Below are 23,550 nucleotides of genomic sequence, written 5' to 3'. Positions count from 1 at the left end.
GTCAGGCGGCCCTGGGCATGGGCTTGAGGCCGGGCAGGGCCTCCAGCCGGGAGATCCAGGCGCGGACGGCCGGGAAGGGCTCGAGGTCGACGCCGCCCTCCGGCGCGGTCGCCATGTAGGGATAGCAGGCGAGGTCGGCCAGGGTCGGCGTCTCGCCCACCAGCCAGGCGCGGCCGGTGAGGTGCGCATCCATCACCGCCAGCAGGGCCTGGGCGATGGCCTGGGCCGCGGCAAGGTCGCCCGTCCCGCCCAGGAGCTGGATCACCCGCGCGCGGGCCGGCCCGAAGCGGATCTCGCCGGCGGAGATCGACAGCCAGCGCTGCACCTGGGCGGCGGCGACCGGATCGCGCGGCAGCCAGGGCCCGTCGGGATCGTAGCGCAGGGCCAGGTAGACGAGGATCGCGTTGGAGTCGGGCAGCGCGAAGTCGCCGTCCTCCAACACGGGAATCTGATGCAGCGGGTTGAGGCGCGTGAAGGCGTCGGCGGTCCACACATCGCGTGACGTCTCGACGTACTCGTAGTCGAGGCCGAGCAGGCGCAGGAACAGTTCCACCTTGTGGACGTGGCCCGAGATCGGGATGCCGTGGAGACGGAGACGAGCGGTCATTCGAGGGTCCTCGTTGCGGTGAGCCCCAAAGCTAGCCATTGCGCATGCCGACCAGAATGAGCCACAAGCGGAAGTCACTCTTCCAATTCTTGGAATAACGATTGGACCGGCTGGACGAGCTGCAGACCTTCCTGGCGGTGCTGGACGCCGGGAGCCTCGCCGGAGCGGCGCGGCGGCTGCGGCGCTCGCCGCCAGCGGTGACGCGCACCCTCTCGGCGCTGGAGGCCCGGGTCGGCGCGCGGCTCGTCGAGCGGACCACACGCAAGCTGTCGGTCACCGACGCCGGCCGGCGCTTGGCGGACGACGCGCGCGGGGTGCTCGCCGGCTACGAGGCCGCCATCGCGCGGGAGGAGGCCGGGCCGCTTCGCGGCGCGTTGCGGATCAGCGCGCCGCTGGTCTTCGGCCGCCGCCACGCGGCGCCGGTGCTCGCCCGCTTCCTCGACGCCCATCCGGGCGTGACCGCCGAACTGGTGCTGAACGACCGCAACCTCGATCTCGTGGACGAGGGTCTCGACGTGGCGGTGCGGATCGGGGCGCTGTCGGACTCGGGCCTGATTGCGCGGCGGGTGGGCGAGGTGCGCCGCCTGGTCGTGGCGGCGCCCGGCTATCTGGCGCGATGCGGGACGCCCGGGCGTCCGGGCGACCTCGCCGACCACGAGATCGTTCATTCGAGCAGCCAGCCCGGCCCGCCCGAGTGGCGCTTCGGCGGCGAGGTCGTGCGCCTGAAGCCCCGGCTGATGATCAACGCCATCGAGGCCGTCGTCGCCGAGGCCGTAGCTGGCCGAGGCGTAACGCGGGTGTTCTCGTACCAGGTGGCTGAAGAGCTGGCCGACGGCCGCCTCGTGCGGCTGCTGGAGCCGTTCGAACCCGGGCCCATTCCGGTGCAGCTGGTCACAACCACCACGCGCCTGATGCCGGCCCGCGTGCGCGCCTTCCTCGACTTCGCCGCCGGCGAACTGGGGCGGCTGGCCGTTGTCGGCGGCCGGGACGCCCGGCCCGGGAGCCTTTGAGCGCGACGCGGTCAAGGGGCTAGACTGGCGGGCCGCCCGAGGAGACGCCGACATGCCAACCCCCATAGACGTATCGCCGGGCCTGACGGCGCAGGCGCATGACGACCCCACCGACGCCGATCCCGGGGCCAGCGGCGCGCTGCTGTTCGCCCGCGTGCTCGACGGCAAGGGCGGCGGCCGGCCGATCGCCTGGGCCGACGCGCCCGGATGGACGCCCGGCGCGAAGGGGGAGGTGCTGTGGCTGCACCTCGACCGCACCAACCCGGACACGGCGGCCTTCCTGCGCGGGGGGCTCGGCCTGCCCGAGGTCACCGTCGAGGCGCTCACGTCGAACGAGACGCGGCCACGCGTCTATCTGGAGGGCGGCGGGCTGGTGACGATCCTGCGCGGGGTCAACATGAACCCGGGCGCGCAGCCCGAGGACATGATCGCCATGCAGATCTGGGCCGACGCGGGCCGGGTCGTGTCGCTGCGCCGGCGGCGGCTGCAGTCGCCGCGCGACGTCCTGGGGATGCTGGACGCGGGGCGGGGCCCGGCGACGTCGGGCGATCTGGTGACCGAGCTGATCGAGCAGATGGTCGCGAAGATGAGCCCCACCATCGTCGACATCAACGAGCTGATCGACGACCTCGAAGACATGGAGTCGGGCCGCGACAGCCGCGCGACCCTGGCCGAGATCGCCAAGATCCGCCGCTACTGCCTGGCGCTGAAGCGCTACATGACCCCGCAGCACGACGCCTTGCTGCAACTGCTGAAGACACCGCCGGCCTGGATGACCGACGCCAACCGGCGCGACGTGCACGAAACGGTCGAGAAGCTCCGCCGCTACCTCGATGACCTCGATGTCTCGAAGGAGAGCGCCCTGGTGCTGCAGGACGACCTCAACAACCGGGCGGCCGACCAGACGAACCGGACCATGTACATGCTGTCGCTGGTGGCGGCGATCTTCCTGCCGCTGGGGTTCCTGACCGGGCTGCTGGGCGTCAACGTCGGCGGGATTCCCGGCGCGAACGCGAGCGACGGGTTCTGGGTGACGGTGGCGCTGCTGGCCGCCGTGTTCGTCGCCCAGCTGCTGATCTTCCGAAAGCTGAAGTGGTTCTAGAGGCCTTCCCCCTCACGATGAGGCGTCGTGAGGGATCAGAAGGCCTGCAAGTCGAAAGACGTGCTCCAGGCCGGGCTCAGCCCCCGCCGATCTTGGGGATCAGATAGACCTCGCTCTTCGGGCCGATCGGCGAGAACCAGGCGTCCTGGTGAATCTCGCCGTCGATGGCGAAGGCCATGCGCCGGTCGATGAACTCGCCCAGGCCGGGGAAGCGGGCGTCCAGCGCCTGGATCAGGTCGCGGACGGTGGACGCCTCGATGTCGAACTCCGAGGCGCCGCCGGTGAAGGCCCAGCATTCGCTGCCCGCGACCACGTGCGCCATCGGAACCGTCCGGTCAGCCCGCCTTGGCGCCATCCAGGGCGGCCAGCACCTTGGGCGGCGACAGCGGCAGCGCCGGGATGCGCACGCCGGTCGCCCCGCGCAGCGCATTGGCGACGGCCGCCAGCGGCGGCACGATCGGCACCTCGCCCACGCCCTTGGCGCCGTAGGGGTGCCGCGGGTTCGGCACCTCGACGAGGATGGCGTCCAGCATCGGCAGGTCCGAGGCCACGGGCATCCGGTAATCGAGGAAGCCGGGGTTCTCCATCTGGCCCTGGGCGTCGAAGATGTATTCCTCGTTCAGCGCCCAGCCGACGCCCTGGGCGACGCCGCCCTGCACCTGGCCTTCGACGTAGCTGGGGTGGATGGCCCGGCCCACGTCCTGGGCGGCGGTGTAGCGCACGACGCTGACCTGCCCGGTCTCGGGATCGACCTCGACGTCGCACAGGTGCACGCCGAAGCCGGGGCCGGCGCCCTGGGCGTTGATCGAGACCTGGGCCGCGATCGGGCCGCCGGTGCGCGCCGACTGGGCCGCCAGGGTTTCGAGCGTCAGCGGCTTCTTGTCGGCCTTGGGGTCGAGGCAGATGGCCTCGCCGCCGCGCCATTCCACCTGGTCGGCCGGCACGTCCCACAGCTTGGCGGCGCGGGCCTTCAGGTCGGCGATGACCTTCTCCGCCGCCTGGACGACGGCCATGCCGGTGGCGAAGGTCGTGCGGCTGCCGCCGGTCAGCATCGAGTAGCCGATGGAGGCGGTGTCGGCGACCATCGGGCGGACCCGCTCGACCGGGATGCCGAGCGTCTCGGCGGCCATCATGGCCATGGAGGCGCGGCTGCCGCCGATGTCGGGGTTGCCGGTGACGACCACGGCGCTGCCGTCCTCGGCGATGTTGACCGCCGCCGTGCTTTCGCCGCCCACGTTGAACCAGAAGCCCACCGCGACGCCGCGGCCCTGGTTGGGCCCGAGCGGGGCCTTGTAGTGCTCGCTGTCGCGGATGGCGGCGAGCGTCTCGACATAGCCGATGTTCTGGTACGTGGGCCCGTAGGAGGCCTTGGTCCCGTCGCGCACGGCGTTCTTTTCGCGGAGCGCGATCGGGTCCATCGAAAGCGCGCGGGCGAGGTCGTCGATGGCGCTCTCCACGGCGAAGGCGGCGATCGGCGCGCCGGGGGCGCGGTAGGCGGCCACCTTGGGCGTGTTGTTGACCACGTCGTAGCCGGTGATCAGGAAGTTCGGCACGTCGTAGCAGGCGAGCGCGGTCATGCAGGCCGCGCCCACAGGCGAGCCCGGGAAGGCGCCGGCCTGGAACTTCAGCTCCACCTCGGCGGCGGTGATCGTGCCGTCCTTCTTCGCGCCGAAGCGCACGTTCATGACCGAGCCCGAGGTCGGGCCCGTGGCGCGGAACACCTCCTCGCGGGTCATCACCATCTTCACCGGATGGCCGCTGGCGCGCGACAGGGCGAGCGCCAGGGGTTCGAGGTAGACGGTGGTCTTGCCGCCGAAGCCGCCGCCGATCTCGGCGGGGGTCACGCGGATGTCGGAAATCTCGACCCCCAGCACCTTGGCGCAATAGGTGCGGACCATGAACTGGCCCTGGCTGGAGCTCCAGACGTCGCAGCGGCCGTCCTCGGCCCAGGCGGCCACGCAGGCCTGGGGCTCGATGTAGCCCTGGTGGACGGGCGGGGTCACGTAGCGGCCCTCGACCACCACGTCGGCGTCGGCGAAGGCGGCCTCGGGGTCGCCGCGCAGGTTGCGATGGCGGCGGGCGACGTTGGAGGGCTTATCGGGCCGCGCCTCCAGCCCCTCGGTGAAGAGGTGGTCGTGCAGCAGCGGGGCGTCGGGCGCCATGGCGGCCTCGACCTCGGTGACGTGCGGCAGGACCTCGTAGGTCACCTTGATCCGCGAGAGCGCCTCGTCGGCGACCTCGGACGAGATGGCGGCGACGGCGGCCACGGCGTGGCCATGGTAGAGCGCCTTGCCGCGGGCCATGACGTTCAGCGACAGATCGCGCAGGTTCGAGGCCTGTTCGCCGCCCTCCAGCACCTCGGAGGCGAGGTCGGGGAAGTCGGCGGCCGTGACAACCGCCTTCGCGCCGGGCAGGGCCTTGGCCTTGCTGGCGTCGATCGAGACGATGCGGGCGTGGGCGTGCGGGCTGCGCAGCACCTTGCCGACGAGTTGACCCGGCATGTTGAAGTCGGCGCCGTAGGCGGCGCGGCCGGTGACCTTGTCGGCGCCGTCGGGCCGGATCGGGCGGGTGCCGACAACCTGTAGATCGGCCTTGGCGGCGGGGCGTTCGAGGGTCTCGCTCATGCGGGTGTCCTCTCCTGGCGGAGTTCGGCGGCGGCGTCCAAGACGGCGCGGATGACCTTGTCGTAGCCCGTGCAGCGGCAGAGGTTTCCGGCGAGGAAGTAGCGCGCCTCGGTCTCGGTGGGGTCGGGGTTGGAATCGAGCAGGGCCTTGGCGCCCATCAGCAGGCCCGGCGTGCAGAAGCCGCATTGCAGGGCGGCGTGCTCCAGGAACTTCTGCTGCAGCGGATGCAGTTGGCCGTTCTGGGCCATGCCCTCGATGGTCTCGACCCTTTGGCCCTCGGCCTCGGCGGCGAGCATCAGGCAGGAGCAGACGAGGCGGCCGTCGACGATGACGCTGCACGCGCCGCAGTCGCCGGAACCGCAGCCCTCCTTGGCGCCGGTGAGGCCGAGCTCGTCGCGGAGCGCGTCGAGCAGGGTCATGCCCGGCGTGGCCAGGAACTCGGCCGGGTCGCCGTTGACCGTCGTGGTGACGTGGATCTTGCTCAACGCTGTCCTCCCGCCCGTTGGTAGGCGATCACTGCGGCGCGCCGGGCGAGCACGCCGGCGATCCTGGTGCGGTATTCGGCGGTGCCCCGCTTGTCGCTGATGGGTTTGCAGGCGGCCTGGGCGGCGGCGGCGAGCGCGGCCAGCGCCTCGTCCTCCAGCCGCGTTCCGACGAGCGCCGCCCCGGCGGCCTCGACGTGCAACACCGTCGGCGCGACGGCGCCCAGGGCCACATGAGCCTCGGCCACCGTCCCGTCCTCATGCAGCACCAGGTTCACGCCCGCCCCGGCGACGGCGATGTCCATCTCGGTGCGTGGGGTCAGGCGCAGGTAGGCGTCGGAGGCTCGCGGCGGACGGGCCGGCAGGCGGAACTCCAGGATGAACTCGCCGGGCGCCAGGCTGGTCTTGCCGGGGCCGGCAGGGATGGACTCGACCGGCGCCTCGCGGCGGCCGTTCGGGCCCACGATCACGCAGGTCGCGCGGGCTGCGACCAGGGCCGGCACGCCGTCGGCGGCGGGTGAGGCGTTGCAGAGGTTGCCGGCCAGGCTGGCGCGGCCCTGCACCTGGGTGGAGCCGATCAGGTTCGCGCCCTCGACCACGCCGGGCCAAGCGCGCAGCAGGCCGGCGTGTTCGCCCAGCACGGCGCCGGACGTGGAGGCGCCGATGACGAAGCCGCCGGCCTCCTCGCGGATCCCGACCGCGCCCGCGATGCGTTTGAGGTCGACGATCAGGCTGGGGCTGGTCCGGCCCGAGCGCAGCTGGACCAGGAGGTCGGTGCCGCCGGAGAGCGGACGTGCGCCGGACGCGGCCAAGGCTTTGGCGGCCTCTTCCGGACTGGACGGCGCGAGGTAGGCAAGCTGGGACAAGGGGCGCCTCCAGGTGATTGTTTTTCGAAAACCCCGTTACACCCTCAACGATGCGTCGCCGTCTCCGCGGCGGTCAACCGCGCAGATCGCGGACGGCGCCTGGGGCTGACGTGGGGGCATCTGTTGTGGACGTCCCTTAGAGATGGGCGCGGATGTGCGTCGGCGCCAGGGGGCGGCGCGAAACTCCCGGGCTTGCCGCCGGGTCGGAATCGCGATGTTCGGTGATTGTTCCCGTTCGGAGGCGGCGATGGCGCGCTTCAAGCTGATCCCCGAGGTCTATCTGGTGCTCGAGCGCGAGGGCCGGGTGCTGATGAGCCGGCGGTTCAACACCGGCTACGAGGACGGCAAGTACAGCCTGGTCGCCGGACACGTCGACGGCGGCGAGACGTTCCGCGAGGCCATGGCGCGCGAGGCGATGGAGGAGGCCGGCCTGGCCATCGACCCGGACGCGCTCTCGCTGGTCCATGTGATGCACCGCCGCTCCGAGGAGGAGCGGGCGGGCTTCTTCTTCCGCGCGGCGGCCTGGCGCGGCGAGCCGGTCAATCGCGAGCCGGACAAGTGCGACGACCTGGCGTGGTTTCCGGTCGGGGCATGGCCGGACAGCACTATCCCCTATATCCGCGCGGCGCTGGACCACCTGTTCGCCGGGCGCGGCTATTGCGAGTTCGGCTGGGGGTAGGGCGGCCGCAGGAGCCAGGCGGCGAAGGCGACGGCCAGGAGGGTTCCGGCGAGCTGGCCCAACCAGAAGCCGGGCGCGCTGGAGGGCGCGATGCCGGCGAAGGTGTCGGAAAGGCTGCGCGCCAGGGTCACCGCCGGATTGGCGAAGGACGTCGAGGCGGTGAACCAGTAGGCGCTGGTGATGTAGAGGCCCACGGCCGCGGGCGTGAAGTCGGGCCGGAACCGCAGGGTCCCCAGGATGGTCAGCACCAGGCCGAAGGTGGCGATCGCCTCGGCGAACACCTGGGCCGGCCCGCCGCGCAGCTTGGTCGAGACCTGCAGGATCGGCTCGGCGAACATGGCGTGGGCCGCGAACACGCCCAGCACCGCCCCGACGCACTGGGCCACGACATAGAGCGCCGCCGTGCGCCACGGCAGCTCGCGCCGGAGCGCGAAGGCGAGGCTGACGGCGGGGTTGAAGTGGGCGCCCGAGATCGGGCCGAAGACGGTGATCAGCACCACCAGCCCGGCGCCGGTCGATAGCGTATTGCCCAGCAGGGCGACGGCGTCGTTCCCCCCGGCCAGGCGCTCGCCCATGATCCCGGAGCCGACGACGACGGCCAGCAGCAGGGCGGTTCCCAGGGCCTCGGCGGTGATGCGATGGGCGGCGCCGAACGGCTCGAGCGGCGGCTCAAGGCTGGCGCCGGGCTCCTGGCTCACGCCGGATGGTCCGCGTTCTGCCCGATCTCCCTGAGCCGCGCCTGCAAGGTGAGACGGTCGAGCTTCTCGACCGGCAGCTCGACAAGAAGGCTGATGCGGTTGCGCAGCAGCCGGGCGGCCTCGGAGAACGCAAGCGCGATCTGCGCATCGGTTCCGGTCGCGGCGGCCGGATCGGGGATGCCCCAGTGCGCGGTGATCGGTTGGCCCGGCCAGATCGGGCAGACCTCGCCGGCGGCGGAGTCGCAGACGGTGAAGATGAAATCGAGCTGCGGCGCGTCGGGACGGGCGAATTCGTCCCAGGACTTCGAGCGGAAGTCGTCGGGGTCGAAGCCGAGGCTCCTCAGGATCGGATGGGCGTGGGGGTTCACGCGCCCGGTCGGGAAGGAGCCGGCGGAATAGGCCTGGAAACGGCCGCCGCCGAGCCGGTTGAGCAGCGCCTCGGCCATGATCGAGCGGGCGGAGTTGCCCGTGCAGAGGAAGAGCACGTTGTAGGGGCGGTCGCGCACGGTGGGGTCCTCAGCAGGTCCGGCCTTCGGCCGCGCAGGCCCGGCTGGCGACGTCGGCCAGCGGCGCGCAGATCTCGGGCTTGCCGGCGCAGCAGTCCTCCATGAGGAAGGCCAGCAGTTCGCGCATCCGGTCGTAGCCGGCGGTGTAGATGATCGACCGGCCCTCGCGGCGCGAAGCCACCAGGCCGGCGGCGGCCAGGATGCCGAGGTTGGTCGACAGGGTGTTGGCGAGCGAGCCGGTGGCCCGGGCGATATCCCCCGCGGCCATCCCCTCGGTCCCGGCCTGGACCAGCAGGCGGAACACCTCCAGCCGGCCGGGGTGGGCGAGCGCGCCCAGGGCGCTGACGGCGTTCTCCGGTTCCATAGTTCGGGAATGCCAGAAGTCTCGAACGCCGCCAAGCGATGGTTTCATGTCAGCCGCAGCAGCTCGTGGCGGTGGGCTGGGGCTCGGGCGCCGCGGCGGGCGCGCCGCAGCAGGCCGACGCCGGCCGGGTCGCCGCCTCCAGCTCGGCCAGCGCGGGGCTGTCGCCGTAGGTGGTGGCTTCGCCGAAGGTGTAGAACGTCTCCCACCGCAGGCCGGCCGGGTCGCCGACCCAACTCTTGTCCGACTTGGCGTAGCAGCAGGTGGTGGCGGCCTCGTCGAAGGTCTCGGCGCCGGCCGCCTTCAGCCGGCCCGCCAGCTCGCCGAGCTCCTCGGCGGTGTCGACCTGGATGCCCACGTGGTCGAGGCCGGGGGCGCGGTGGGTGGAGATGGCGAAGTTCACCTTCGGATCGTCCAGCATCCACTTGGCGTAGTCGTCCTTCACGACGCTGGGCGCCGCGCCGAACAGGGTTTCGTAGAAGCGGATCGACTGGGCGAGATCCGGGACGCTGACGTGGAGGTGAAGGCGCTTCATCTTGAGCTCCGTGGTTCGATATGAATTCTATATTTCCCGAAATATCGAATCGTCAAGGGGCGGCGAAGAGATTTTCGTGCGCCGGCTCAGGCGCGAGGCTTGCGCATGTTGACCCGGACGCCTCCGTTGGCCGCGTCCTCGCTCTCGATCGCGTAGCCGAGCGAGGCGTAGAGGCGGATGTTCTCGGTGAAGAGCTTGTTCGTGTAGAGCCGCAGGCCCGCAAGGCCGGCTTCGGCGGCGAGATCCTCGGCCAGCCGCAGCAGGCGCACGCCGTGGCCGCGGCCCTGCTGGTCGGGACGGACGGCGACGTTGACGATCAGCAGGTCGCCGCCCTGTGGCGTCGTCTCGATCAGGGCGGCGAGGCGATCGCCGACGAAGAGCAGGTCGAAGCGGTGGGCCTTCACCGCCACGTCGTAGTCCACCGTCATCGGCAGCGGCGGCCGGGCCGCGATCGGCAGCCATTTGGCGTAGGCCGACTGCACAAGTTCGTGGATGGCGGCCGCGTCGGCGGGGCCGGCGGTTCTCAGGGTCGTCGCATCGCTCATGCGGCGACTGTGCGGCAAGCGCGCCGGCCGGCAAGAGCCTGACCTCGCGTCACGGTTTCCAACGATAACCCACGGCGCCATGCTCGCCGAAAATCGGGAGGACGCCATGGCCCTGCACACCAAGCTCTGCGATCTGCTGGGCGTGAAGCACCCCATCATGCTGGCCGGCATGGGCGGGGTCTCGTACGCCGAACTCGCGGCCGCCGTCTCCAACGCGGGCGGCTATGGCGTGCTGGGCATGGCCGGGCGCGGGCCCGACTTCATCGCCGAGCAGATGAAGGCGGTGCGCAAGCTCACCGACAAGCCGTTCGGCGTCGACCTGCTGGCCGCCAGCCCTGAGAGCCTGACCGCCTCGGTGGACGTGATCATCGGCGAGGGAGCGTCGAGCTTCGTCGCCGGCCTGGGCGTGCCGATGCCGATCCTGGAGAAGCTGAAGAAGGCCGGGCTGAAGGTCATGGTGGTCTGCGGGGCCGTGAAGCACGCGGTGAAGGCCGAACAGGCCGGCTGCGACGCGGTGATCTGCCAGGGCGGCGAGGGCGGCGGCCATACCGGGCTGGTGGGCACCCTGCCGCTGGTGGCCCAGGCGGTGGAGCAGGTGAAGATCCCGGTGGTGGCGGCCGGTGGTCTCTACGACGGCCGCGGCCTCGCGGCGGCCTTGAGCCTGGGCGCCGTGGGCGTCTGGATAGGCACGCGCTTCATCGCCTCGGCCGAGGCGCACGCGGGCGAGATGTACCGGGAGACGATCGTCGAGGCGACCGACGAGGATACGGTCCGCACCCGCTGCTACTCCGGCAAGCCGATGCGGGTGAAGAAGAACCCCTATGTCGCCGACTGGGAGCAGCGGCCCGCCGACATCCAGCCCTTCCCGCAGCAGGCCATGCTGTCGAGCCGGGCCGGGGTGATGGGCGGCATCGGCGGCCAGATCGAAGGGCTCGACGCCGACCGTTCGTGCTTCGCCATGGGCCAGTCGGCGGGCGGCGTGAAGGATGTGCTGCCGGCCGGCGAGATCGTGGCGCGGATCATGGCCGAGGCGGAATCCGCCATCGACCGCGTGGCGGCGATCAAGAACGGCGCGGCGGTCCCGGCCTAGAGCTTCCCGGATCGGGCGGCGTGACCTGATCCGGACGAGAGGGCTCTACGATGTCCGCGCGGCCGAAAGCTGCTGGAAGACGCCCAGGCGGTCGGTCACCTGCCAGTGGCCGGTCAGCCGGTCGTCGGCGTCGAATCCGTAGACCGTCGCGCCCGACATGCGGATCTCGCGACCGCTCGCCGGGAAGCCGGGCAGGTCGCCGGCGTGGGTCGCGCGCCAGAGCCAGGTGATGACCACCCCGTCCCCGGCCTCGGACATGTGGCGGATGTCGAACGTCTGATCCGGGAACGGCGCGCGCGAGGCGGTCAGCCGCTCGCAATAGCCGTCGACATCGAGGGTCTGGCCGTCCCATGGATCGCCGGGGTCGTGGCGGATCGTGTAGCGCGGCGCGAGGTAGCCACGGACGGCCGAAACGTCGCCCCGGTTCCACACCTCTTCCATGAAGGCGGCGAGCAGGCGCTGGCGGTGGCTTTCGGGCATGGCGCGCCGCCCTACGCCCCGTCCGTGAGGCTGTCAATTATATCCGGGTAAAATTAGGCCGCTTCGGCCAGGAAGCGAACCGGATCCTTGGCGAAGTCGCGGGCGTCGGCGAGGCATCCCTGCCAGGCGGCGAGGTGCGTGACCGCGTCGGCGCGCGTGGTCGTCCCGAACAGCAGCGTCGAATAGAGGACGTGGGCGCCGCCGGCGCGCGCCTGCACGACCCGGCACATCGCCGAGGCCTGGTTGAAGCCGTTGATCTGGGCGGTGGTGGGCGCCCCCTCCAGCGCGCTGTCGAACAGCACCGCCTTGCACGCGCGGCCCCCGGCGCAGCCGACGAACTGCATGGAGAATGCGGCGACGGCGGAGGTGACCGACACCAGCACCGCGTCGTCGTCGCGCTGGCTGGTCTGGGCCTTGGCGCCGGCTGTGTCGAGGATGCTCATCAGGCCCCTGGGGTCGCGCGCGTCGAAGACCTCGACGGGCGTCTGGGCGGGCTTGGGTTCGGCCTTGGGCGGAGCCTTCGGCGCCGGGGCTGCGGCGATGGCGAGCAGGGCGAACGGCAGGAGGGCGAGGCGATGGCGGCTCATGAGGGATGGCTATCAGACGGGCGAGTGGGGCGCGAGCACGGCGCCGGTTTCGATGGCTAAGCCATCCGGGCCCGGATACTCTCGTTCGACAATTGTGGCGGGAGGGAGTGAGCCGTGGGCTTTTACGTCGCCATCGTGTTCCTGGTGCTGGCGGTCGTGGTCGCGCTGGGCGCGATCAAGATCGTTCCGCAGGGGCGCGAGTACACCGTCGAGCGGTTCGGCCGCTACACTCGCACGCTGAAGCCGGGGATCAGCTTCCTGACGCCGTTCGTCGAGGGCGTCGGCCGCCGGGTGAACATGATGGAGCAGGTGCTGGACGTGGACCGCCAGGAGGTGATCACCAAGGACAACGTCACCGTCCAGGTGGACGCCATCGTCTTCATCCAGGTGATGGACGCGGCCGCGGCGGCATATCGGGTCGACAACCTGCACTATGCGATCGGGCAGCTCACCATGACCAACCTGCGCACGGTGGTGGGCTCGATGGAGCTGGACGAGGTGCTCAGCCAGCGCGACCACATCAACTCGCGCCTGCTCAGCGTGATCGACGAGGCCACCAGCCCGTGGGGCGTCAAGGTGGCGCGGATCGAGATCAAGGACCTGCTGCCGCCGCCCGACATCACCAACGCCATGGCCCGGCAGATGAAGGCCGAGCGCGAGCGGCGCGCGGTGATCACCGAAGCCGACGGCGAGAAGCAGGCCGCCATCGCCCGCGCCGAAGGCAGCAAGCAGTCGGCCATCCTCGAGGCCGAGGGTCGGCGCGAGGCGGCGTTCCGCGACGCCGAGGCGCGCGAGCGCTCGGCGGCCGCCGAGGCCAAGGCCACCGAGATGGTCTCGGACGCCATCGCCAAGGGCGACGTCAACGCGATCAACTACTTCGTGGCCCAGAAGTACGTGGAGGCCTTCGGCAAGCTGGCCGAGAGCCCGCAGCAGAAGACCGTGATCGTGCCGGCCGAGATGGGCGCCCTGGTGGGGACGGTGGGCGGCATCGGCGAACTGGTGAAGGCGATCTCGGCCGATGGACCGCCGCCGTCCCGGCCGTCCGGGCGCGGGCGCGGCGCGGTTCCGCAAACGGGAGCCTAGGCGATGGCCTGGATCGGCGACTTCTACGGCGCCCAGCCGTTCTGGGTGTGGGCCGCTCTGGCGGCGGGCCTGCTGGCGGTGGAGGTGGTCACGGGGTCGGGCTGGCTGCTCTGGGCCGCCGCCTCCGCGGCGGTCACCGGCGTGGTCGCCGCGCTGTTCGGCCCCCCGCTCGCGGTGGCGCTGCTGGTCTATGCGGTCCTGACCATCGCCTCGACGCTGCTGGCGCGCCGCTACCTGCCGAGCAACGTTCCGGCCCATGCCGGCGACATCAACGACAACATCGCCCGCCTGGTGGGGCATCATGGTTCGGCCGCGCAGGCGTTCGTGCGCGGCGCCGGCCGCGTGTTCATCGACGGCAAGGAGTGGGCCGCCGAGCTGGACGATGGCGAGGCGCTGGAAGCCGGCGCCGAAATCCAGGTCACCGGCGTGGAAGGCGCGCGGCTGAAGGTGCGCCGCGCCTGAATCTTCGTGCCGCGAGATACCCCCAATAGGCGGAACGCGGTTCTCAAAGGTCAAGCTAAGTGACTGGAAATCCGTCACACTTTGGCCGAGTTCGACGGGTAGCTTGACCCCGTGACGGTGACAGCGCTTATCTGCGCCCAAAATCACGACCCAAGACCACGACCCAGGAGACGACAAAGGTGAAAACGCCCAGAGCCCTCGGGCTGGTGATGGCGCTGTTGGCGGCCCTCATGGTCCCCGCCGCGGCGATGTCGAAAGGCAAGGAGGAGGTGTCCGCCCAGGCCCGCAAGGCCGGGATGGAGAAGGCGCCCGCGATCGTGCAGGCCGCCGGCCTGCCCTGCCAGCTTTCCGACGCCCGCCTGATCGGCGAGGACAAGAAAGCCAAGAAGTCCTACTTCGAAGTCGCCTGCGCGGCCGGGGCCATGGGCTATGTGCTGGAGGTGCCCGCCGAGGGAACCCCCACCTCGTTCAGCTGCATCGAAGCGAACACCCCGCCCGAGCCGGGCAAGCCGCCGTCGGCGCCCTGCATGCTGCCGGGCAACTCCGATCCCAAGATGGTGCTCCAGCCGATGCTGAAGCAGGCTGGCGTCGACTGCGCGCCGACGGCCGCTCGCGGCGTCGGTCAGACCAAGACCAGCACCTATATCGAAGTCGCCTGCGAGCGCGGGTTTGGCTACATCGTCGTCGCCAGCGCGCCGTTCGACAACGCCAAGCCGATCCAGGCGCAGAACTGCCTCATGTACGACGACTCCGAGAGCAACATTAAGTGCATCCTGGCCGACAAGGCCTCGCGGCTCGCGGTGATCGACACCTACGTCCAGGCGGCGAACAACGGCTGCGTGGTCAAGGACCGGCGCTGGGTCGGCATGGCCCGCGACAACTCCAGCTTCTACGAAGCCTCCTGCCAGGACGGGAAGGGCTACATCTACAAGGTCAGCGCGACCGGACAGCTCGCCGAGACCTACGACTGCGCCAAGGCCAGCCAGATCCTGGGCGGCTGCACCCTGACCGACGCCCGCCAGGCCCAGACCGAGCAGGCTGCGCTCTACACGCGCCTCGCCAACGAAGCCGGCCAGAAGTGCGACGTGGACAAGTACGCCCTCTTCCCCGCCAAGCCGGGCGAAGAAGTGGCCGAGCTGGTCTGCAAGAACGGCAAGGGCGCGATCCTGATGTCGAAGGGCGCGGACACGACGGCCCTCGACTGCGGCCATGCGCCGATCGCCGGCTACAAGTGCTCGATGAGCGACGACAACGGCTATGCGAACCTCACGGCCGACCTGAAGAAGTACAAGCCCGACACCACCTGCGAAGTCTCGAACAGCCGGGTGGTCGGCAAGACCGACAAGGGCACGACCTACATGGAAGTCGCCTGCTCGGATGGCCTGAAGGGCTATGTGATCGAGTTCCAGAGCCAGCCCAAGATCTCCGCGATCGAGGTCGTGGGCTGCGCGCTCGCCGGCAACTGCAAGCTGCCCGGCAACACCTGATCCCGGCCATCCAAGGCTGAGATGACGAGGCCCGCGGAGCGATCCGCGGGCCTTTTCTCTGGCGGGTCCCGGGCGACGGGCCTTGCCGGACGCTACGGTAGGCTTTCCAGCTTGCCGCGCCGAACCCAGGAGAGTCTCGCGATGCCCGCCTACGCCATCTTCATCAAGAACAAGACGCTCAACGCCGACGAGCTGAAGACCTACAGCCAGAAGGCCGCAGCGGCGCGCGGCGATCACCCGATCAAGCCCTTGGCCTACTACGGTCCGCTGGAGACCCTGGAGGGGGATCCGGCCGAGGGCGTGGTCCTGATCGAGTTCCCCGACATGGCCGCGGCGAAGGCCTGGTACGACAGCCCCGCCTACCAGGAGGCCAAGCAACACCGGCTGAAGGGCGCCGACTACCGCGTGATCCTGGCGGAGGGGCTGGGGGGCTGACGGCCCCGGCGGGTCAGATCCGCGCTTCGATGAACATCGGGCCCTTCTGGGCCATCGCCCCGGCGAAGGCCTTCTCGAAGTCTTCGCCGGTGGAGCAGCTGACGGCCGGAAGGCCCAGGCCCTTGGCCAGCGGGACCCAGTCGATGTTGGGGTCGCCGAGGTCGAGCAGCTTGCGGGCCGAGGGGCCGGCCTCGCCCGCGCCGGTGCGCATCATCTCGATGTTGAGGATGCGGTAGGTGTAGTTGGCGAAGACCACGACGGTGACGTCGAGGTTCTCCCGCGCCATCGTCCACAGGGCCTGCACCGTGTACATCGCCGCCCCGTCGCCGTTCAGGCTCAGCACCTTGCGATCGGGGGCCGCGACGGCGGCGCCGATGGCCAGCGGCAGGCCGATGCCGATGGCCCCGCCGGTCAGCGCCAGCACCTCGTGCGGCCGGGCCGTGGCGGCCGCGGCGGCGACCCCGGCGCCGGAGGTGACCGCGTCGTCGCAGACGATGGCGCCTTCGGGCATGTGGCGCGCGATCGAAGCCCCCACGTGATAGGCGTTCAACTGGCCGCTGGGCGCGGCGTCGGGCAGCGTCTGGGGCTGGACGGGGCCTTCCTTGGGCGCGCCCAGCGCGTCGGCGAGGGCGTCGAGCCCGAGGGCCGAATCCTCGGAGCGCTCCGACAGGGTGAGCGTGCTGCAGCCCTCGGGGACCAGCACGCTGGGCCGGTCGGGGTAGGCGAAGAACGCCACGGGCATGGCCGTGCCGGCGAAGACCATCAGGTCGACGCCCGCCAGTTCGGCCAGGGCCGCTTCGCCGAAGTACTGCATCCGCTTGGGCGCGAACGCGCCGGCGCCACGCTGCTGGCGGGCCACGAAGGTGTCGGCGTAGACGGTGACGCCGGCGGCCTGCAGGCGGGCGGGCGCCTTCAGCGCGGGCGCGAGGCAAGCCTGGCCGCCGATCAGCACGACCGGGTTCTTGGCCGCCTTGATGGCCTTGGCGGCGGCCTCGATCGCCGAGCCGGCCGGGGCCGGGCGGACCGGCTTCTGCGCGATGACGGGTTCGCCCTTGGCCGGCAGCCAGGCGGAGTCGGCGGGCAGGATCAGGCTGACCGGGCCGCCCGGCGGGCCGTAGCTGGCCGCCACCGCCTCGGCGGCGAGTCCGGCGACGGCGTCGGGGCTGTCGGCCGACTTGGCCCAGATGGAGTTGGGCTTCACTAGGGTGGCGATATCGGAGTTCAGCGGCGCGTCGTACTGGCGGTGATAGGTGGCGTGGTCGCCGATGACGTTGACGATCGGCGTGAAGGCGCGCCGGGCGTTGTGCAGGTTGGCCACGCCGTTGCCATAGCCGGGGCCCAGGTGCAGCAGGGTGCAGGCGGGCTTCTCGGCGATGCGGCCGTAGCCGTCGGCCGCGCCGGTGGCCACGCCCTCGAATTGGCAGAGCACGGGCCGCATGGCGGGCACGCCATCGAGGGCGGCGACGAATTGCATCTCGCTGGTGCCGGGGTTGGCGAAGCAGGCGGTGACCTCGTTGGCCACCAGGGTCGAGATCAGGGCGTCGGCGCCGTTCATTCAGAACACCATCACGTCTGGAGGAGGAGGGTCGGCGAACAGCCGCTCGATGGCGGCGGCGCGGCGGGTCCGCGCGAGGCTCTGGGCGATGTAGCCCTTGTCGGTGATCTCGCCGGCGGCGGCGTCGGGCCCGTCGGGCAGCACCAGCGCGCGGGCGATGCGGCCGCCGGAGCCCTTGGCGCGGGCGTTGAAGGCGGCGAGCCCAGCGCGCACGGCCGCCTCGATGGCGGCGCGATCGTGTTTCGGGCTGGGGTAGAGCAACAGGCCCAGGGCCTCCTGGCCCTCGCCGCAGACCACGGCGTCGGTGACGGCGTCGCCGATGGCCCCAATCGCGCCGATGCGTAGTTCGCCGACGCCGACGAAGGTGCCGGACGCCAGCTTGAAGTTCTCCGACAGGCGGCCGTCGAAGATCATCCCCGCCAGCGGTTCGCCCGGCTCGACGAAGCGGGCGGCGTCGCCCAGCCGATAGAAGCCTTCCTCGTCGAACGAGGCCGCCGAGCGTTCCGGCTGGCCGAGATAGCCCTCGGTGACCTGCGGGCCCTTGACCCGGAAGTCGAGCTTGCCGGCTTCGGGGACCAGCCGCACCGAGGTGCCGGGGATCGGCAGGCCGATCATGCCCATCCGCAGGTTGGGCCAGTGGACGTTGCACGCGGTGGGGCCGGTCTCGGTGGCGCCGTAGCCTGAGCCGAAGCTGATGCGCTCGCCCACGGTGCGCACGGCCACGGCCTGGATGCGGTCGGCGGTGGCCTGGCCCAGCGCGGCGCCGCCGTACTGCAACAGCCGCACGCGGGAGAAGAAGTTGCGGGCCAGTTCGTCGTCGGTCTCCAGGGCGTCGGCGAACAGCATCCAGGCCGCCGGCACCATGTTCTGGTAGGTGGGCGCGACGTCGCGAAGGTTGCGGATCGTCTCGCCGAAGCGGGCGCCCGTGGGCTGGCCCTCGTCGATGTAGAGCGTGCCCCCGCGCCAGGCGCCGTAGTTGAGGATCGAATTGGCGCCCAGGCTGTGGCTCCACGGGGCGGAGTGGACCATCACCAGCGGCTCGGGATCGTCGAAGCAGGCGGCGATCTGGGCGGCGTTGAGGCTCATGTTGCGGTGGGTGCAGATCACCGCCTTGGGCAGGCCGGTAGAGCCGGAGGTCAGCAGGTACTTGGCGTGCTGGTCGGGGGTCGCGATCGGATCGGCCGATCCGGCCCGGTACAGCGACTCCAGGGGCGCGTCGCCGGGCCGCGGGTTCGTCGCGGCGATCACCGGCAGGCCGGCCAGGCAGTCGGCGCCCAGGCCCGCGGCGAAGGCCGCCGCGTCGTCGGTGAAGACGGCGGCGGGGTTCAGCACCTCGCAGGCGTGGGTCAGGCGCGCGAGATTGGCCCCGGCCAGGCCGTACTGCGGCGACACCGGCGCGACCGGCAGGCCCTGGCTCATGGCGGCGTAGGCGATCAGCGCGTGGTCGATCCCGTTGCGGGCGAGGATGAGCAGCGGCCGCTCGCCGACCACGCCCAGGTCTCGCAGGCCCGCGGCCAGGGCTCGGATCCGCTGCCACGCCTCGCGGTAGGTGAGCGTACGCCAGCCGTCGCCGGACCGTTGCGCCAGCCAGACGCGGTCGGGGATCGCGCCCGCCCAGTGCGCAAGCGGCGCCGTCACGGTGAGGAAACGGTCGGAATAGGGGGTCGTGTTGGTGAGGATCAATTCGCCGCCAGGCCGCTCCACCACCTCGAGGCGGCGCGGCGCATAGCGCGGGTCCCGGATCGGGGATGTATCGGCGCGAAGCTCGGCGTCCATGCCGGGAGGGTTACGGGGGCCGGGCCGGAAAGGGAAGCCCGAAGGCGGCGGAACCTTAACCCGGGGCGTAGGTCACCATGCTCGCGGCGGCCCAGACGGTGCGATAGACCTCGCCTTCGATCGAGCGGCCCCGCTCCTGATCGGTCCGCAGGCTGGCAAGCAGCGGGAATGGGATGACGGCGACCTGGCCGACGTAGCCAGACGATCCCTTGACGAACAGCGCCCCGTTGGCTTCCGGCGCCTTCGACACCAGGAGCGCGCAGTACCACTCGGCGATGTCGCGCCGGTCGTACTCGAGCCGCGGATGCTTGGCGTACAGCACCTCGCCGGCTTCGAGGACCGCCTTCGGGGAGGCGCGCTTCAGGTGCGCGAGTTCGCGCGGCAGATGCACCGTTTCAGGGAGCTTGAGCACAACGGCGTTCAACAGGAACAGCATCTCTCACCTTGTCGGGGCAGGGTCGTTCCCAGCGGTCTGCCCCGGCGATCCCGCAGCCTACCGGCTGATGGTTAGGAGATGCCTTCCGCGCGCCCCGGTCCGGCAAATATTTTCAGGGTTCCAGCCGGCGGCGGCAGGTTTCCAGGTAAAGCCGCTCGGCCGGGGCCGGATCGAGCGCGAGGGCGGCGGCGTAGGCGCGGTCGGCGGCCGCCTTGCGCCCGGCCCGGGCCGAAAGCCCAGCGAGCGCCGCCTGATAGGGCAGCCAGTCCTCCACGCCCTCGACGCGGGCCAGTTCGGCGAGGCCGGCTTCGGCCCCATGCGCTTCGCCGACGGCCACCGCGCGGTTCACCGCCGTTGCGGCATGTGGCCGGATCGCGGCCAGGACGTCGTAGAGCGCGGCGATGTCGGCCCAGGGCGTGATCCCGGTCTCGGCGCGGGCGCAGTGGGCGGCGTGGATCGCTGCGAGGATCTGCCGCGGCCCGCTCGCCCCGAAGGCCGCGGCCCGGTCCAGCAGCGACGCGCCCTCGCCGATCAGGTCGCGTCGCCACAGCGCCATGTCCTGTTCGCCCGGCGGGACCATGGCGCCGGCTTCGTCCAGCCGGGCCGGGCGGCGAGCCTCGGCGAAGCGCACCAGGGCCGCCAGGCCCAGCACCTCGGGCTCCTCGGGCATGAGTTCGGCCAGCAGGCCCGACAGGCGCAGCACTTCGGCGGCGAAGGGCGCGGATTCGCCCGCCAGGGCGGCGTCCTCGTAGGCCTGGGCGTAGGCGACCTCCAGCGTCGTCAGCACCGCCTCCAGGCGCTCGGGCCAGGCCTGCCGGTCGGGGACCTCGAAGGGCACGCCGGCAGCGGCGATCTTCTTCTTGGCCCGGGTGATCCGCTGGAGCATCGCCGGTTCCGCGACGAAGAAGGCTCGCGCCAAGCGCGGCGTGGAGAGGCCGCAGACGACCTTCAGCGTCAGCGCCGCGCGGGACTCGGGCGCCAGCGCCGGGTGGCAGCACACGAAGATCAGCCGCAGGCGTTCGTCGGGAATGGGTTCGTCCGCGGCCATCAGCGCCTCCTCGGGCGTGGGCGGAGGGGCCGGCGTGTCGAGCACCGCGCGGTCGCGCACGGCGGCCCGGCGCCGGGCGTCGATCGCCCGCCTCAGCGCCGCGCGCCACAGCCAGGCGGCCGGATCGCGCGGCGCGGCGCTGGGCCAGGCGACCAGCGCGGTCGCCGAGGCCTCGGCGAAGGCGTCCTCCGCCTGGTCCAGGTCGCGCAGGCGCGCGGCCAGGGCCGCCACGACCCGGGGCCGGGCCGCGGCGATCGCCTCGCCGAAGCGTTTCACTGGTCGTGGACGATGAGGGGGCGGATCTCGACCTTGCCCCCGTCCATCACCGGCACGCGGCGGGCGATGGAGATGGCGTCGTCCAGGTTGGGGACGTCGATCAGGTAGTAGCCGCCCAGGTGCTCGCGGGTCTCGGCGAAGGGGCCGTCGTGGATGGTCTGCCGGCCGCCCTCGGTGACGACGGTGGTGGCGGTCTCGACGCCCTGCAGGCCGGCGCCGTCCTTCTGGATTCCCTTGGCGCGCAGCTCGCCGGCCAGCGCCATGTGCTTGGCGACGATATCCTGCAGGGCCGCCTGGCCCGCCTCGCCGTCGTAGCAGCCTTCGGGCTCGTAGATCAGGATCATGTATTGCATCGGAGGGGTCTCCCGCTGGGGTCAGATTGCGTGACGCGGAAGCATGCGTCACCGGGGAGACGCGCGAGGCGGGCGGGATTCGACAGGCGCTGACAGAAAGGTTCAGGCGGCCAGGGTTTCCCGGAACCGCACGGGCTCGCCCTGCGACGGCGCGACGATCTCGCCATCGCGCATCACCACCTTGCCGCGGATGATGGTGGCCATCGGCCAGCCCCTGGCCTCCATGCCGTCGAACGGCGTCCAGCCCGAACGGGTCGCCATCATGTCGTGGCGGATCGTGCGCCGCGCCTTCAGGTCGACGATGGTGAGGTCGGCGTCGTAGCCGACGGCCAGGCGGCCCTTGTCGGCCAGGTCGAAGATGCGGTTGGCGCCGTGGCTGGTGAGGTCGACCAGCCGCTCCAGCGAAAGCCGGCCCTCGGCCACGTGGGTCAGCATGATCGGCAGCAGGGTCTGCACGCCCGGCATCCCCGACGGCGAGGCGGGGTAGGGCCGCGCCTTCTCCTCGCGGGTGTGGGGCGCGTGGTCCGAGCCCAGCACGTCGGCCACCCCGTTGGCGACGCCGGCCCAGACGCCCATGCGGTGATAGTGGTCGCGGATCGGCGGGTTCATCTGGGCGAAGCCCTTCAGCCGCTCGTAGGCCTCGGGCCCCTCCAGGGTCAGGTGCTGGGGCGTCACCTCCACCGAGGCCACGTCCTTGTGGTCGGCGAGGTATTCGATCTCTTCCTTGGTGGTCACGTGCAGCACGTGGATGCGCTTGCCCAGCTTCTGGGCCAGGCGCACGAGGCGATGGGTGGACTGGATGGCGGACTGGGCGTCGCGCACCTCGGGGTGGCTGGTCCAGTCGCCGGTGCGCGCCAGCGGGCGCCGCTCGGCCAGGCGGTACTCGTCCTCGGAGTGGAAGGCGGCGCGGCGGTTGATGTGGCGCAGCACCTGTTCCACGCCCTCGTCGTCCTGCACCAGCAGGGTGCCGGTGGACGCGCCCATGAACACCTTCACCCCGCAGCAGCCGGGCAGGCGCTCCAGCTCGCCCAGGTGGGCGGCGTTCTCGTGGGTGCCGCCCACGTAGAAGGCGTGGTCGCAGTGCATCCGGCCCCTGGCGCGGGCCAGCTTGTCGGCCAGGGCGTCGGGATCGGTGGTGGTGGGCTCGGTGTTCGGCATCTCGAACACCGCCACCACGCCGCCCAGCACCGCGCACTGCGAGCCGGTCTCCAGGTCTTCCTTCCACTCCAGGCCGGGCTCACGGAAATGCACCTGGGTGTCGATGACGCCGGGCATCACCGTCAGGCCGGCCGCGTCGAAGGTCTCGCCCGCCGAGGCCTGGGAAAGGTCGCCGACGGCGGCGATCTTGCCGCCGCGCACGCCCACGTCGGCGGCTCCGCGGCCGGCATGGTTCACCACCTCGCCGCCGCGCACGATCAGGTCGTAGGTGTCAGGCATCTTGCGTCCCGGCCTCCTCGTGTTCGGTGTCGTGCAACAGGCCGTGGGCGGCCGCGATCACGGCTTCCACCGACAGGTCCATCATGTGACAGAGCTCCTGGGTGAAGCCGGGGTCAACCGCGCGGATTTCCTCGAAGCTGCGCGGGCCGCGCACCACGCGGGCGTTGTCGCCCCAGGGCGCGTAGAGCCGCTCGTCCGAGGGGCCAAACAAGCCGAGGGTGGGGCAGCCGGCGGCCGCGGCCAGGTGCATGGCCCCCGAATCGTTGCCGATGAACAGGCGCGCGCGCTTGAGGCAGGCGAAGGCGGTGAGCAGGTCGACCTTGCCCGACAGGTCGATGAAGCGGTGCAGGGCCACGTCGCGCAGCTGGCGCGCCAGCTTCTCGTCGCCGGGCCCGCCCAGCACCATCAGCCGCCCGCCCTGCAGCGGTCCGGGCTCGCGCAGCAGGCGCATGGCCACGCGGCTGAAGCGCTCGACGGGCCAGGTCTTGCCGATCCAGTTGGCGGCCGGCGCCATGGCCAGGATCGGGCCTTCGCCGGCGGTCAGCTCGGCGGCGTAGGCCTCGACGTCGGGCGAGGTGAAGATGTGGGGCGCGGCCGGCTCGTCCTCGATCCGCAGGGTGCGGGCCGCCTCCATCACCTTGTGGACCGGCAGCGGGCTCTTGCGGTGGATCGCCCGCCGCCTGGTCGACAGGAAGCGCGAGATGCCCGAACCGCGCAGGTCGACGATCAGGCCCCAGCGGGTGGTGCGCACCTTGCGCCACAGCTCGAACCAGTGGGCCCCTGACTTGGCCTTCTCGAAGACGATGATGCGGTCGAGGTTCGGAACCTGGCTGAACAGCGGGGCCGCCAGCGGCCCGGCGACGACGGTGAAGCGCGCCTCGGGAATCTCGTCGGCCAGGCGCTTGATCAGGCCCGAAGACAGCACGGCGTCGCCAATCCGCGTGGCGGTGATGAACAGGATGGGGAAACCAGGGGCGCGCGCCATGAGCGCCTCTCTATAGGCGCGCCCGGGCTGGCGCTCCACCGCCCG

The 23,550-nt window shown here is 71.3% G+C and carries 27 protein-coding genes; 8 read left to right on the top strand and 19 right to left on the bottom strand.

Translation table 11 applies throughout. The features are described 5' to 3' along the window. Position 1: 1 nt before the first annotated feature. Positions 2–607, bottom strand: coding sequence for a glutathione S-transferase N-terminal domain-containing protein (locus GC203_RS19670; RefSeq protein ID WP_293458178.1), 606 nt, complete (start codon positions 605–607; stop codon positions 2–4). Positions 608–708: 101 nt separating this feature from the next. On the opposite strand from GC203_RS19670, the gene GC203_RS19665 reads away from it, so the two are divergent. Together GC203_RS19665 and GC203_RS19660 are read left to right on the top strand one after the other, a co-directional pair. After that, positions 709–1,617 carry a LysR family transcriptional regulator gene (locus GC203_RS19665; protein WP_293458176.1) on the top strand — a complete coding sequence of 303 codons (909 nt, stop codon included), beginning with the start codon at positions 709–711 and terminating at the stop codon, positions 1,615–1,617. A gap of 52 nt (positions 1,618–1,669) precedes the next feature. After that, a complete protein-coding gene (locus GC203_RS19660) occupies positions 1,670–2,719 on the top strand; it encodes a zinc transporter ZntB (RefSeq protein ID WP_293458174.1) in 1,050 nt (349 codons plus the stop codon). Positions 2,720–2,795: 76 nt separating this feature from the next. On the opposite strand, the gene GC203_RS19655 is transcribed toward GC203_RS19660, so the two are convergent. From GC203_RS19655 to GC203_RS19640, 4 genes are read right to left on the bottom strand one after another with little or no spacing between them, the layout of a single operon-like run. Beyond that, positions 2,796–3,041, bottom strand: coding sequence for a MoaD/ThiS family protein (locus tag GC203_RS19655; RefSeq protein ID WP_293458172.1), 246 nt, complete (start codon positions 3,039–3,041; stop codon positions 2,796–2,798). A gap of 13 nt (positions 3,042–3,054) precedes the next feature. Continuing rightward, positions 3,055–5,343 carry a xanthine dehydrogenase family protein molybdopterin-binding subunit gene (locus GC203_RS19650; protein ID WP_293458170.1) on the bottom strand — a complete coding sequence of 763 codons (2,289 nt, stop codon included), beginning with the start codon at positions 5,341–5,343 and terminating at the stop codon, positions 3,055–3,057. Beyond that, positions 5,340–5,828, bottom strand: a complete 489-nt coding sequence (locus GC203_RS19645) for a (2Fe-2S)-binding protein (RefSeq protein ID WP_293458168.1) — start codon at positions 5,826–5,828, stop codon at positions 5,340–5,342. The genes GC203_RS19650 and GC203_RS19645 overlap by 4 nt, the downstream gene beginning before the upstream one ends. Next, entirely contained in the window at positions 5,825–6,691 is an 867-nt protein-coding gene (locus GC203_RS19640) for a xanthine dehydrogenase family protein subunit M (protein WP_293458166.1), read from the bottom strand. The genes GC203_RS19645 and GC203_RS19640 overlap by 4 nt, the downstream gene beginning before the upstream one ends. Positions 6,692–6,938: 247 nt before the next feature. Here GC203_RS19640 and GC203_RS19635 point away from each other — a divergent pair, with 247 nt between their 5' ends. Next, entirely contained in the window at positions 6,939–7,370 is a 432-nt protein-coding gene (locus GC203_RS19635; RefSeq protein WP_293458164.1) for an NUDIX domain-containing protein, read from the top strand. Here GC203_RS19635 and GC203_RS19630 read toward each other — a convergent pair. The 5 genes from GC203_RS19630 to GC203_RS19610 all read right to left on the bottom strand — a co-directional run bounded on the left by GC203_RS19630 (position 7,346) and on the right by GC203_RS19610 (position 10,015). After that, complete coding sequence (locus tag GC203_RS19630; protein ID WP_293458162.1) at positions 7,346–8,068, bottom strand: MIP/aquaporin family protein; 723 nt, start codon at positions 8,066–8,068, stop codon at positions 7,346–7,348. The two genes, GC203_RS19635 and GC203_RS19630, sit on opposite strands and share 25 nt — an antisense overlap. Continuing rightward, the gene (locus GC203_RS19625; protein WP_293458160.1) at positions 8,065–8,574 is read right to left on the bottom strand and encodes an arsenate reductase ArsC; all 510 of its coding nucleotides are present in this window, start codon (positions 8,572–8,574) and stop codon (positions 8,065–8,067) included. The genes GC203_RS19630 and GC203_RS19625 overlap by 4 nt, the downstream gene beginning before the upstream one ends. Before the next feature lie 10 nt (positions 8,575–8,584). After that, on the bottom strand, positions 8,585–8,938 hold the full coding sequence (locus GC203_RS19620; protein ID WP_293458158.1) for a metalloregulator ArsR/SmtB family transcription factor: 354 nt from the start codon (positions 8,936–8,938) through the stop codon (positions 8,585–8,587). Positions 8,939–8,987: 49 nt separating this feature from the next. Then, entirely contained in the window at positions 8,988–9,470 is a 483-nt protein-coding gene (locus tag GC203_RS19615) for an ArsI/CadI family heavy metal resistance metalloenzyme (RefSeq protein ID WP_293458156.1), read from the bottom strand. A gap of 86 nt (positions 9,471–9,556) precedes the next feature. Next, positions 9,557–10,015, bottom strand: coding sequence for a GNAT family N-acetyltransferase (locus GC203_RS19610; protein WP_293458154.1), 459 nt, complete (start codon positions 10,013–10,015; stop codon positions 9,557–9,559). Between the two features lie 106 nt (positions 10,016–10,121). Between GC203_RS19610 and GC203_RS19605 the strand changes: the two genes are divergently transcribed. Then, a complete protein-coding gene (locus tag GC203_RS19605; protein WP_293458268.1) occupies positions 10,122–11,105 on the top strand; it encodes a nitronate monooxygenase family protein in 984 nt (327 codons plus the stop codon). 45 nt (positions 11,106–11,150) lie between these two features. Here the strand turns inward: GC203_RS19605 and GC203_RS19600 are convergent, their stop codons facing one another. Next, a complete protein-coding gene (locus GC203_RS19600) occupies positions 11,151–11,585 on the bottom strand; it encodes an ester cyclase (protein ID WP_293458152.1) in 435 nt (144 codons plus the stop codon). A 53-nt stretch (positions 11,586–11,638) separates the two neighbouring features. After that, on the bottom strand, positions 11,639–12,172 hold the full coding sequence (locus tag GC203_RS19595; RefSeq protein WP_293458150.1) for a hypothetical protein: 534 nt from the start codon (positions 12,170–12,172) through the stop codon (positions 11,639–11,641). 114 nt (positions 12,173–12,286) lie between these two features. Between GC203_RS19595 and GC203_RS19590 the strand changes: the two genes are divergently transcribed. The 4 genes from GC203_RS19590 to GC203_RS19575 all read left to right on the top strand — a co-directional run bounded on the left by GC203_RS19590 (position 12,287) and on the right by GC203_RS19575 (position 15,639). Further along, the gene (locus tag GC203_RS19590) at positions 12,287–13,255 is read left to right on the top strand and encodes an SPFH domain-containing protein (protein WP_293458148.1); all 969 of its coding nucleotides are present in this window, start codon (positions 12,287–12,289) and stop codon (positions 13,253–13,255) included. A gap of 3 nt (positions 13,256–13,258) precedes the next feature. Further along, the gene (locus GC203_RS19585; protein WP_293458146.1) at positions 13,259–13,717 is read left to right on the top strand and encodes an NfeD family protein; all 459 of its coding nucleotides are present in this window, start codon (positions 13,259–13,261) and stop codon (positions 13,715–13,717) included. 179 nt (positions 13,718–13,896) lie between these two features. Then, positions 13,897–15,204: a hypothetical protein gene (locus GC203_RS19580; protein WP_293458144.1), complete on the top strand. Its 1,308-nt coding sequence runs from the start codon at positions 13,897–13,899 to the stop codon at positions 15,202–15,204. Positions 15,205–15,345: 141 nt separating this feature from the next. Next, a complete protein-coding gene (locus GC203_RS19575; protein WP_293458142.1) occupies positions 15,346–15,639 on the top strand; it encodes a DUF1330 domain-containing protein in 294 nt (97 codons plus the stop codon). 13 nt (positions 15,640–15,652) lie between these two features. Here the strand turns inward: GC203_RS19575 and GC203_RS19570 are convergent, their stop codons facing one another. The 7 genes from GC203_RS19570 to GC203_RS19540 form a co-directional block, all read right to left on the bottom strand. Beyond that, entirely contained in the window at positions 15,653–17,194 is a 1,542-nt protein-coding gene (locus tag GC203_RS19570; RefSeq protein ID WP_293458140.1) for an acetolactate synthase large subunit, read from the bottom strand. Next, positions 17,195–18,970 (bottom strand): feruloyl-CoA synthase, encoded by a 1,776-nt coding sequence (locus GC203_RS19565; RefSeq protein ID WP_293458138.1) that lies wholly within the window; start codon positions 18,968–18,970, stop codon positions 17,195–17,197. 55 nt (positions 18,971–19,025) lie between these two features. Continuing rightward, the gene (locus GC203_RS19560; RefSeq protein WP_293458136.1) at positions 19,026–19,406 is read right to left on the bottom strand and encodes a hypothetical protein; all 381 of its coding nucleotides are present in this window, start codon (positions 19,404–19,406) and stop codon (positions 19,026–19,028) included. 112 nt (positions 19,407–19,518) lie between these two features. Beyond that, positions 19,519–20,730, bottom strand: a complete 1,212-nt coding sequence (locus GC203_RS19555) for a DUF6596 domain-containing protein (RefSeq protein ID WP_293458134.1) — start codon at positions 20,728–20,730, stop codon at positions 19,519–19,521. Then, positions 20,727–21,083 carry a YciI family protein gene (locus GC203_RS19550; RefSeq protein ID WP_293458132.1) on the bottom strand — a complete coding sequence of 119 codons (357 nt, stop codon included), beginning with the start codon at positions 21,081–21,083 and terminating at the stop codon, positions 20,727–20,729. Before GC203_RS19550 ends, GC203_RS19555 begins: the two co-directional genes overlap by 4 nt. A 102-nt stretch (positions 21,084–21,185) precedes the next feature. Next, a complete protein-coding gene (locus GC203_RS19545; RefSeq protein ID WP_293458130.1) occupies positions 21,186–22,520 on the bottom strand; it encodes a dihydroorotase in 1,335 nt (444 codons plus the stop codon). Beyond that, positions 22,513–23,505, bottom strand: coding sequence for a glycosyltransferase family 9 protein (locus tag GC203_RS19540; RefSeq protein ID WP_293458128.1), 993 nt, complete (start codon positions 23,503–23,505; stop codon positions 22,513–22,515). The genes GC203_RS19545 and GC203_RS19540 overlap by 8 nt, the downstream gene beginning before the upstream one ends. Positions 23,506–23,550 lie beyond the last annotated feature (45 nt).

It is taken from the genome of Phenylobacterium sp. (genome assembly GCF_016124325.1).
GTDB lineage: Bacteria > Pseudomonadota > Alphaproteobacteria > Caulobacterales > Caulobacteraceae > Phenylobacterium.
Note: the sequence above shows the minus strand (reverse complement) of the source record. Positions and strands in the feature narration are given on the sequence as shown.

Bases quoted from the DNA above. Each gene is read 5' to 3' on its own strand.
- GC203_RS19670 (WP_293458178.1), bottom strand. From the start codon at position 607: ATGACCGCTCGTCTCCGTCTCCACGGCATCCCGATCTCGGGCCACGTC.
- GC203_RS19660 (WP_293458174.1), top strand. From the start codon at position 1,670: ATGCCAACCCCCATAGACGTATCGCCGGGCCTGACGGCGCAGGCGCAT.
- GC203_RS19655 (WP_293458172.1), bottom strand. From the start codon at position 3,041: ATGGCGCACGTGGTCGCGGGCAGCGAATGCTGGGCCTTCACCGGCGGC.
- GC203_RS19650 (WP_293458170.1), bottom strand. From the start codon at position 5,343: ATGAGCGAGACCCTCGAACGCCCCGCCGCCAAGGCCGATCTACAGGTT.
- GC203_RS19635 (WP_293458164.1), top strand. From the start codon at position 6,939: ATGGCGCGCTTCAAGCTGATCCCCGAGGTCTATCTGGTGCTCGAGCGC.
- GC203_RS19620 (WP_293458158.1), bottom strand. From the start codon at position 8,938: ATGGAACCGGAGAACGCCGTCAGCGCCCTGGGCGCGCTCGCCCACCCC.
- GC203_RS19615 (WP_293458156.1), bottom strand. From the start codon at position 9,470: ATGAAGCGCCTTCACCTCCACGTCAGCGTCCCGGATCTCGCCCAGTCG.
- GC203_RS19610 (WP_293458154.1), bottom strand. From the start codon at position 10,015: ATGAGCGATGCGACGACCCTGAGAACCGCCGGCCCCGCCGACGCGGCC.
- GC203_RS19605 (WP_293458268.1), top strand. From the start codon at position 10,122: ATGGCCCTGCACACCAAGCTCTGCGATCTGCTGGGCGTGAAGCACCCC.
- GC203_RS19600 (WP_293458152.1), bottom strand. From the start codon at position 11,585: ATGCCCGAAAGCCACCGCCAGCGCCTGCTCGCCGCCTTCATGGAAGAG.
- GC203_RS19595 (WP_293458150.1), bottom strand. From the start codon at position 12,172: ATGAGCCGCCATCGCCTCGCCCTCCTGCCGTTCGCCCTGCTCGCCATC.
- GC203_RS19585 (WP_293458146.1), top strand. From the start codon at position 13,259: ATGGCCTGGATCGGCGACTTCTACGGCGCCCAGCCGTTCTGGGTGTGG.
- GC203_RS19575 (WP_293458142.1), top strand. From the start codon at position 15,346: ATGCCCGCCTACGCCATCTTCATCAAGAACAAGACGCTCAACGCCGAC.
- GC203_RS19570 (WP_293458140.1), bottom strand. From the start codon at position 17,194: ATGAACGGCGCCGACGCCCTGATCTCGACCCTGGTGGCCAACGAGGTC.
- GC203_RS19565 (WP_293458138.1), bottom strand. From the start codon at position 18,970: ATGGACGCCGAGCTTCGCGCCGATACATCCCCGATCCGGGACCCGCGC.
- GC203_RS19560 (WP_293458136.1), bottom strand. From the start codon at position 19,406: ATGCTGTTCCTGTTGAACGCCGTTGTGCTCAAGCTCCCTGAAACGGTG.
- GC203_RS19550 (WP_293458132.1), bottom strand. From the start codon at position 21,083: ATGCAATACATGATCCTGATCTACGAGCCCGAAGGCTGCTACGACGGC.
- GC203_RS19545 (WP_293458130.1), bottom strand. From the start codon at position 22,520: ATGCCTGACACCTACGACCTGATCGTGCGCGGCGGCGAGGTGGTGAAC.
- GC203_RS19540 (WP_293458128.1), bottom strand. From the start codon at position 23,505: ATGGCGCGCGCCCCTGGTTTCCCCATCCTGTTCATCACCGCCACGCGG.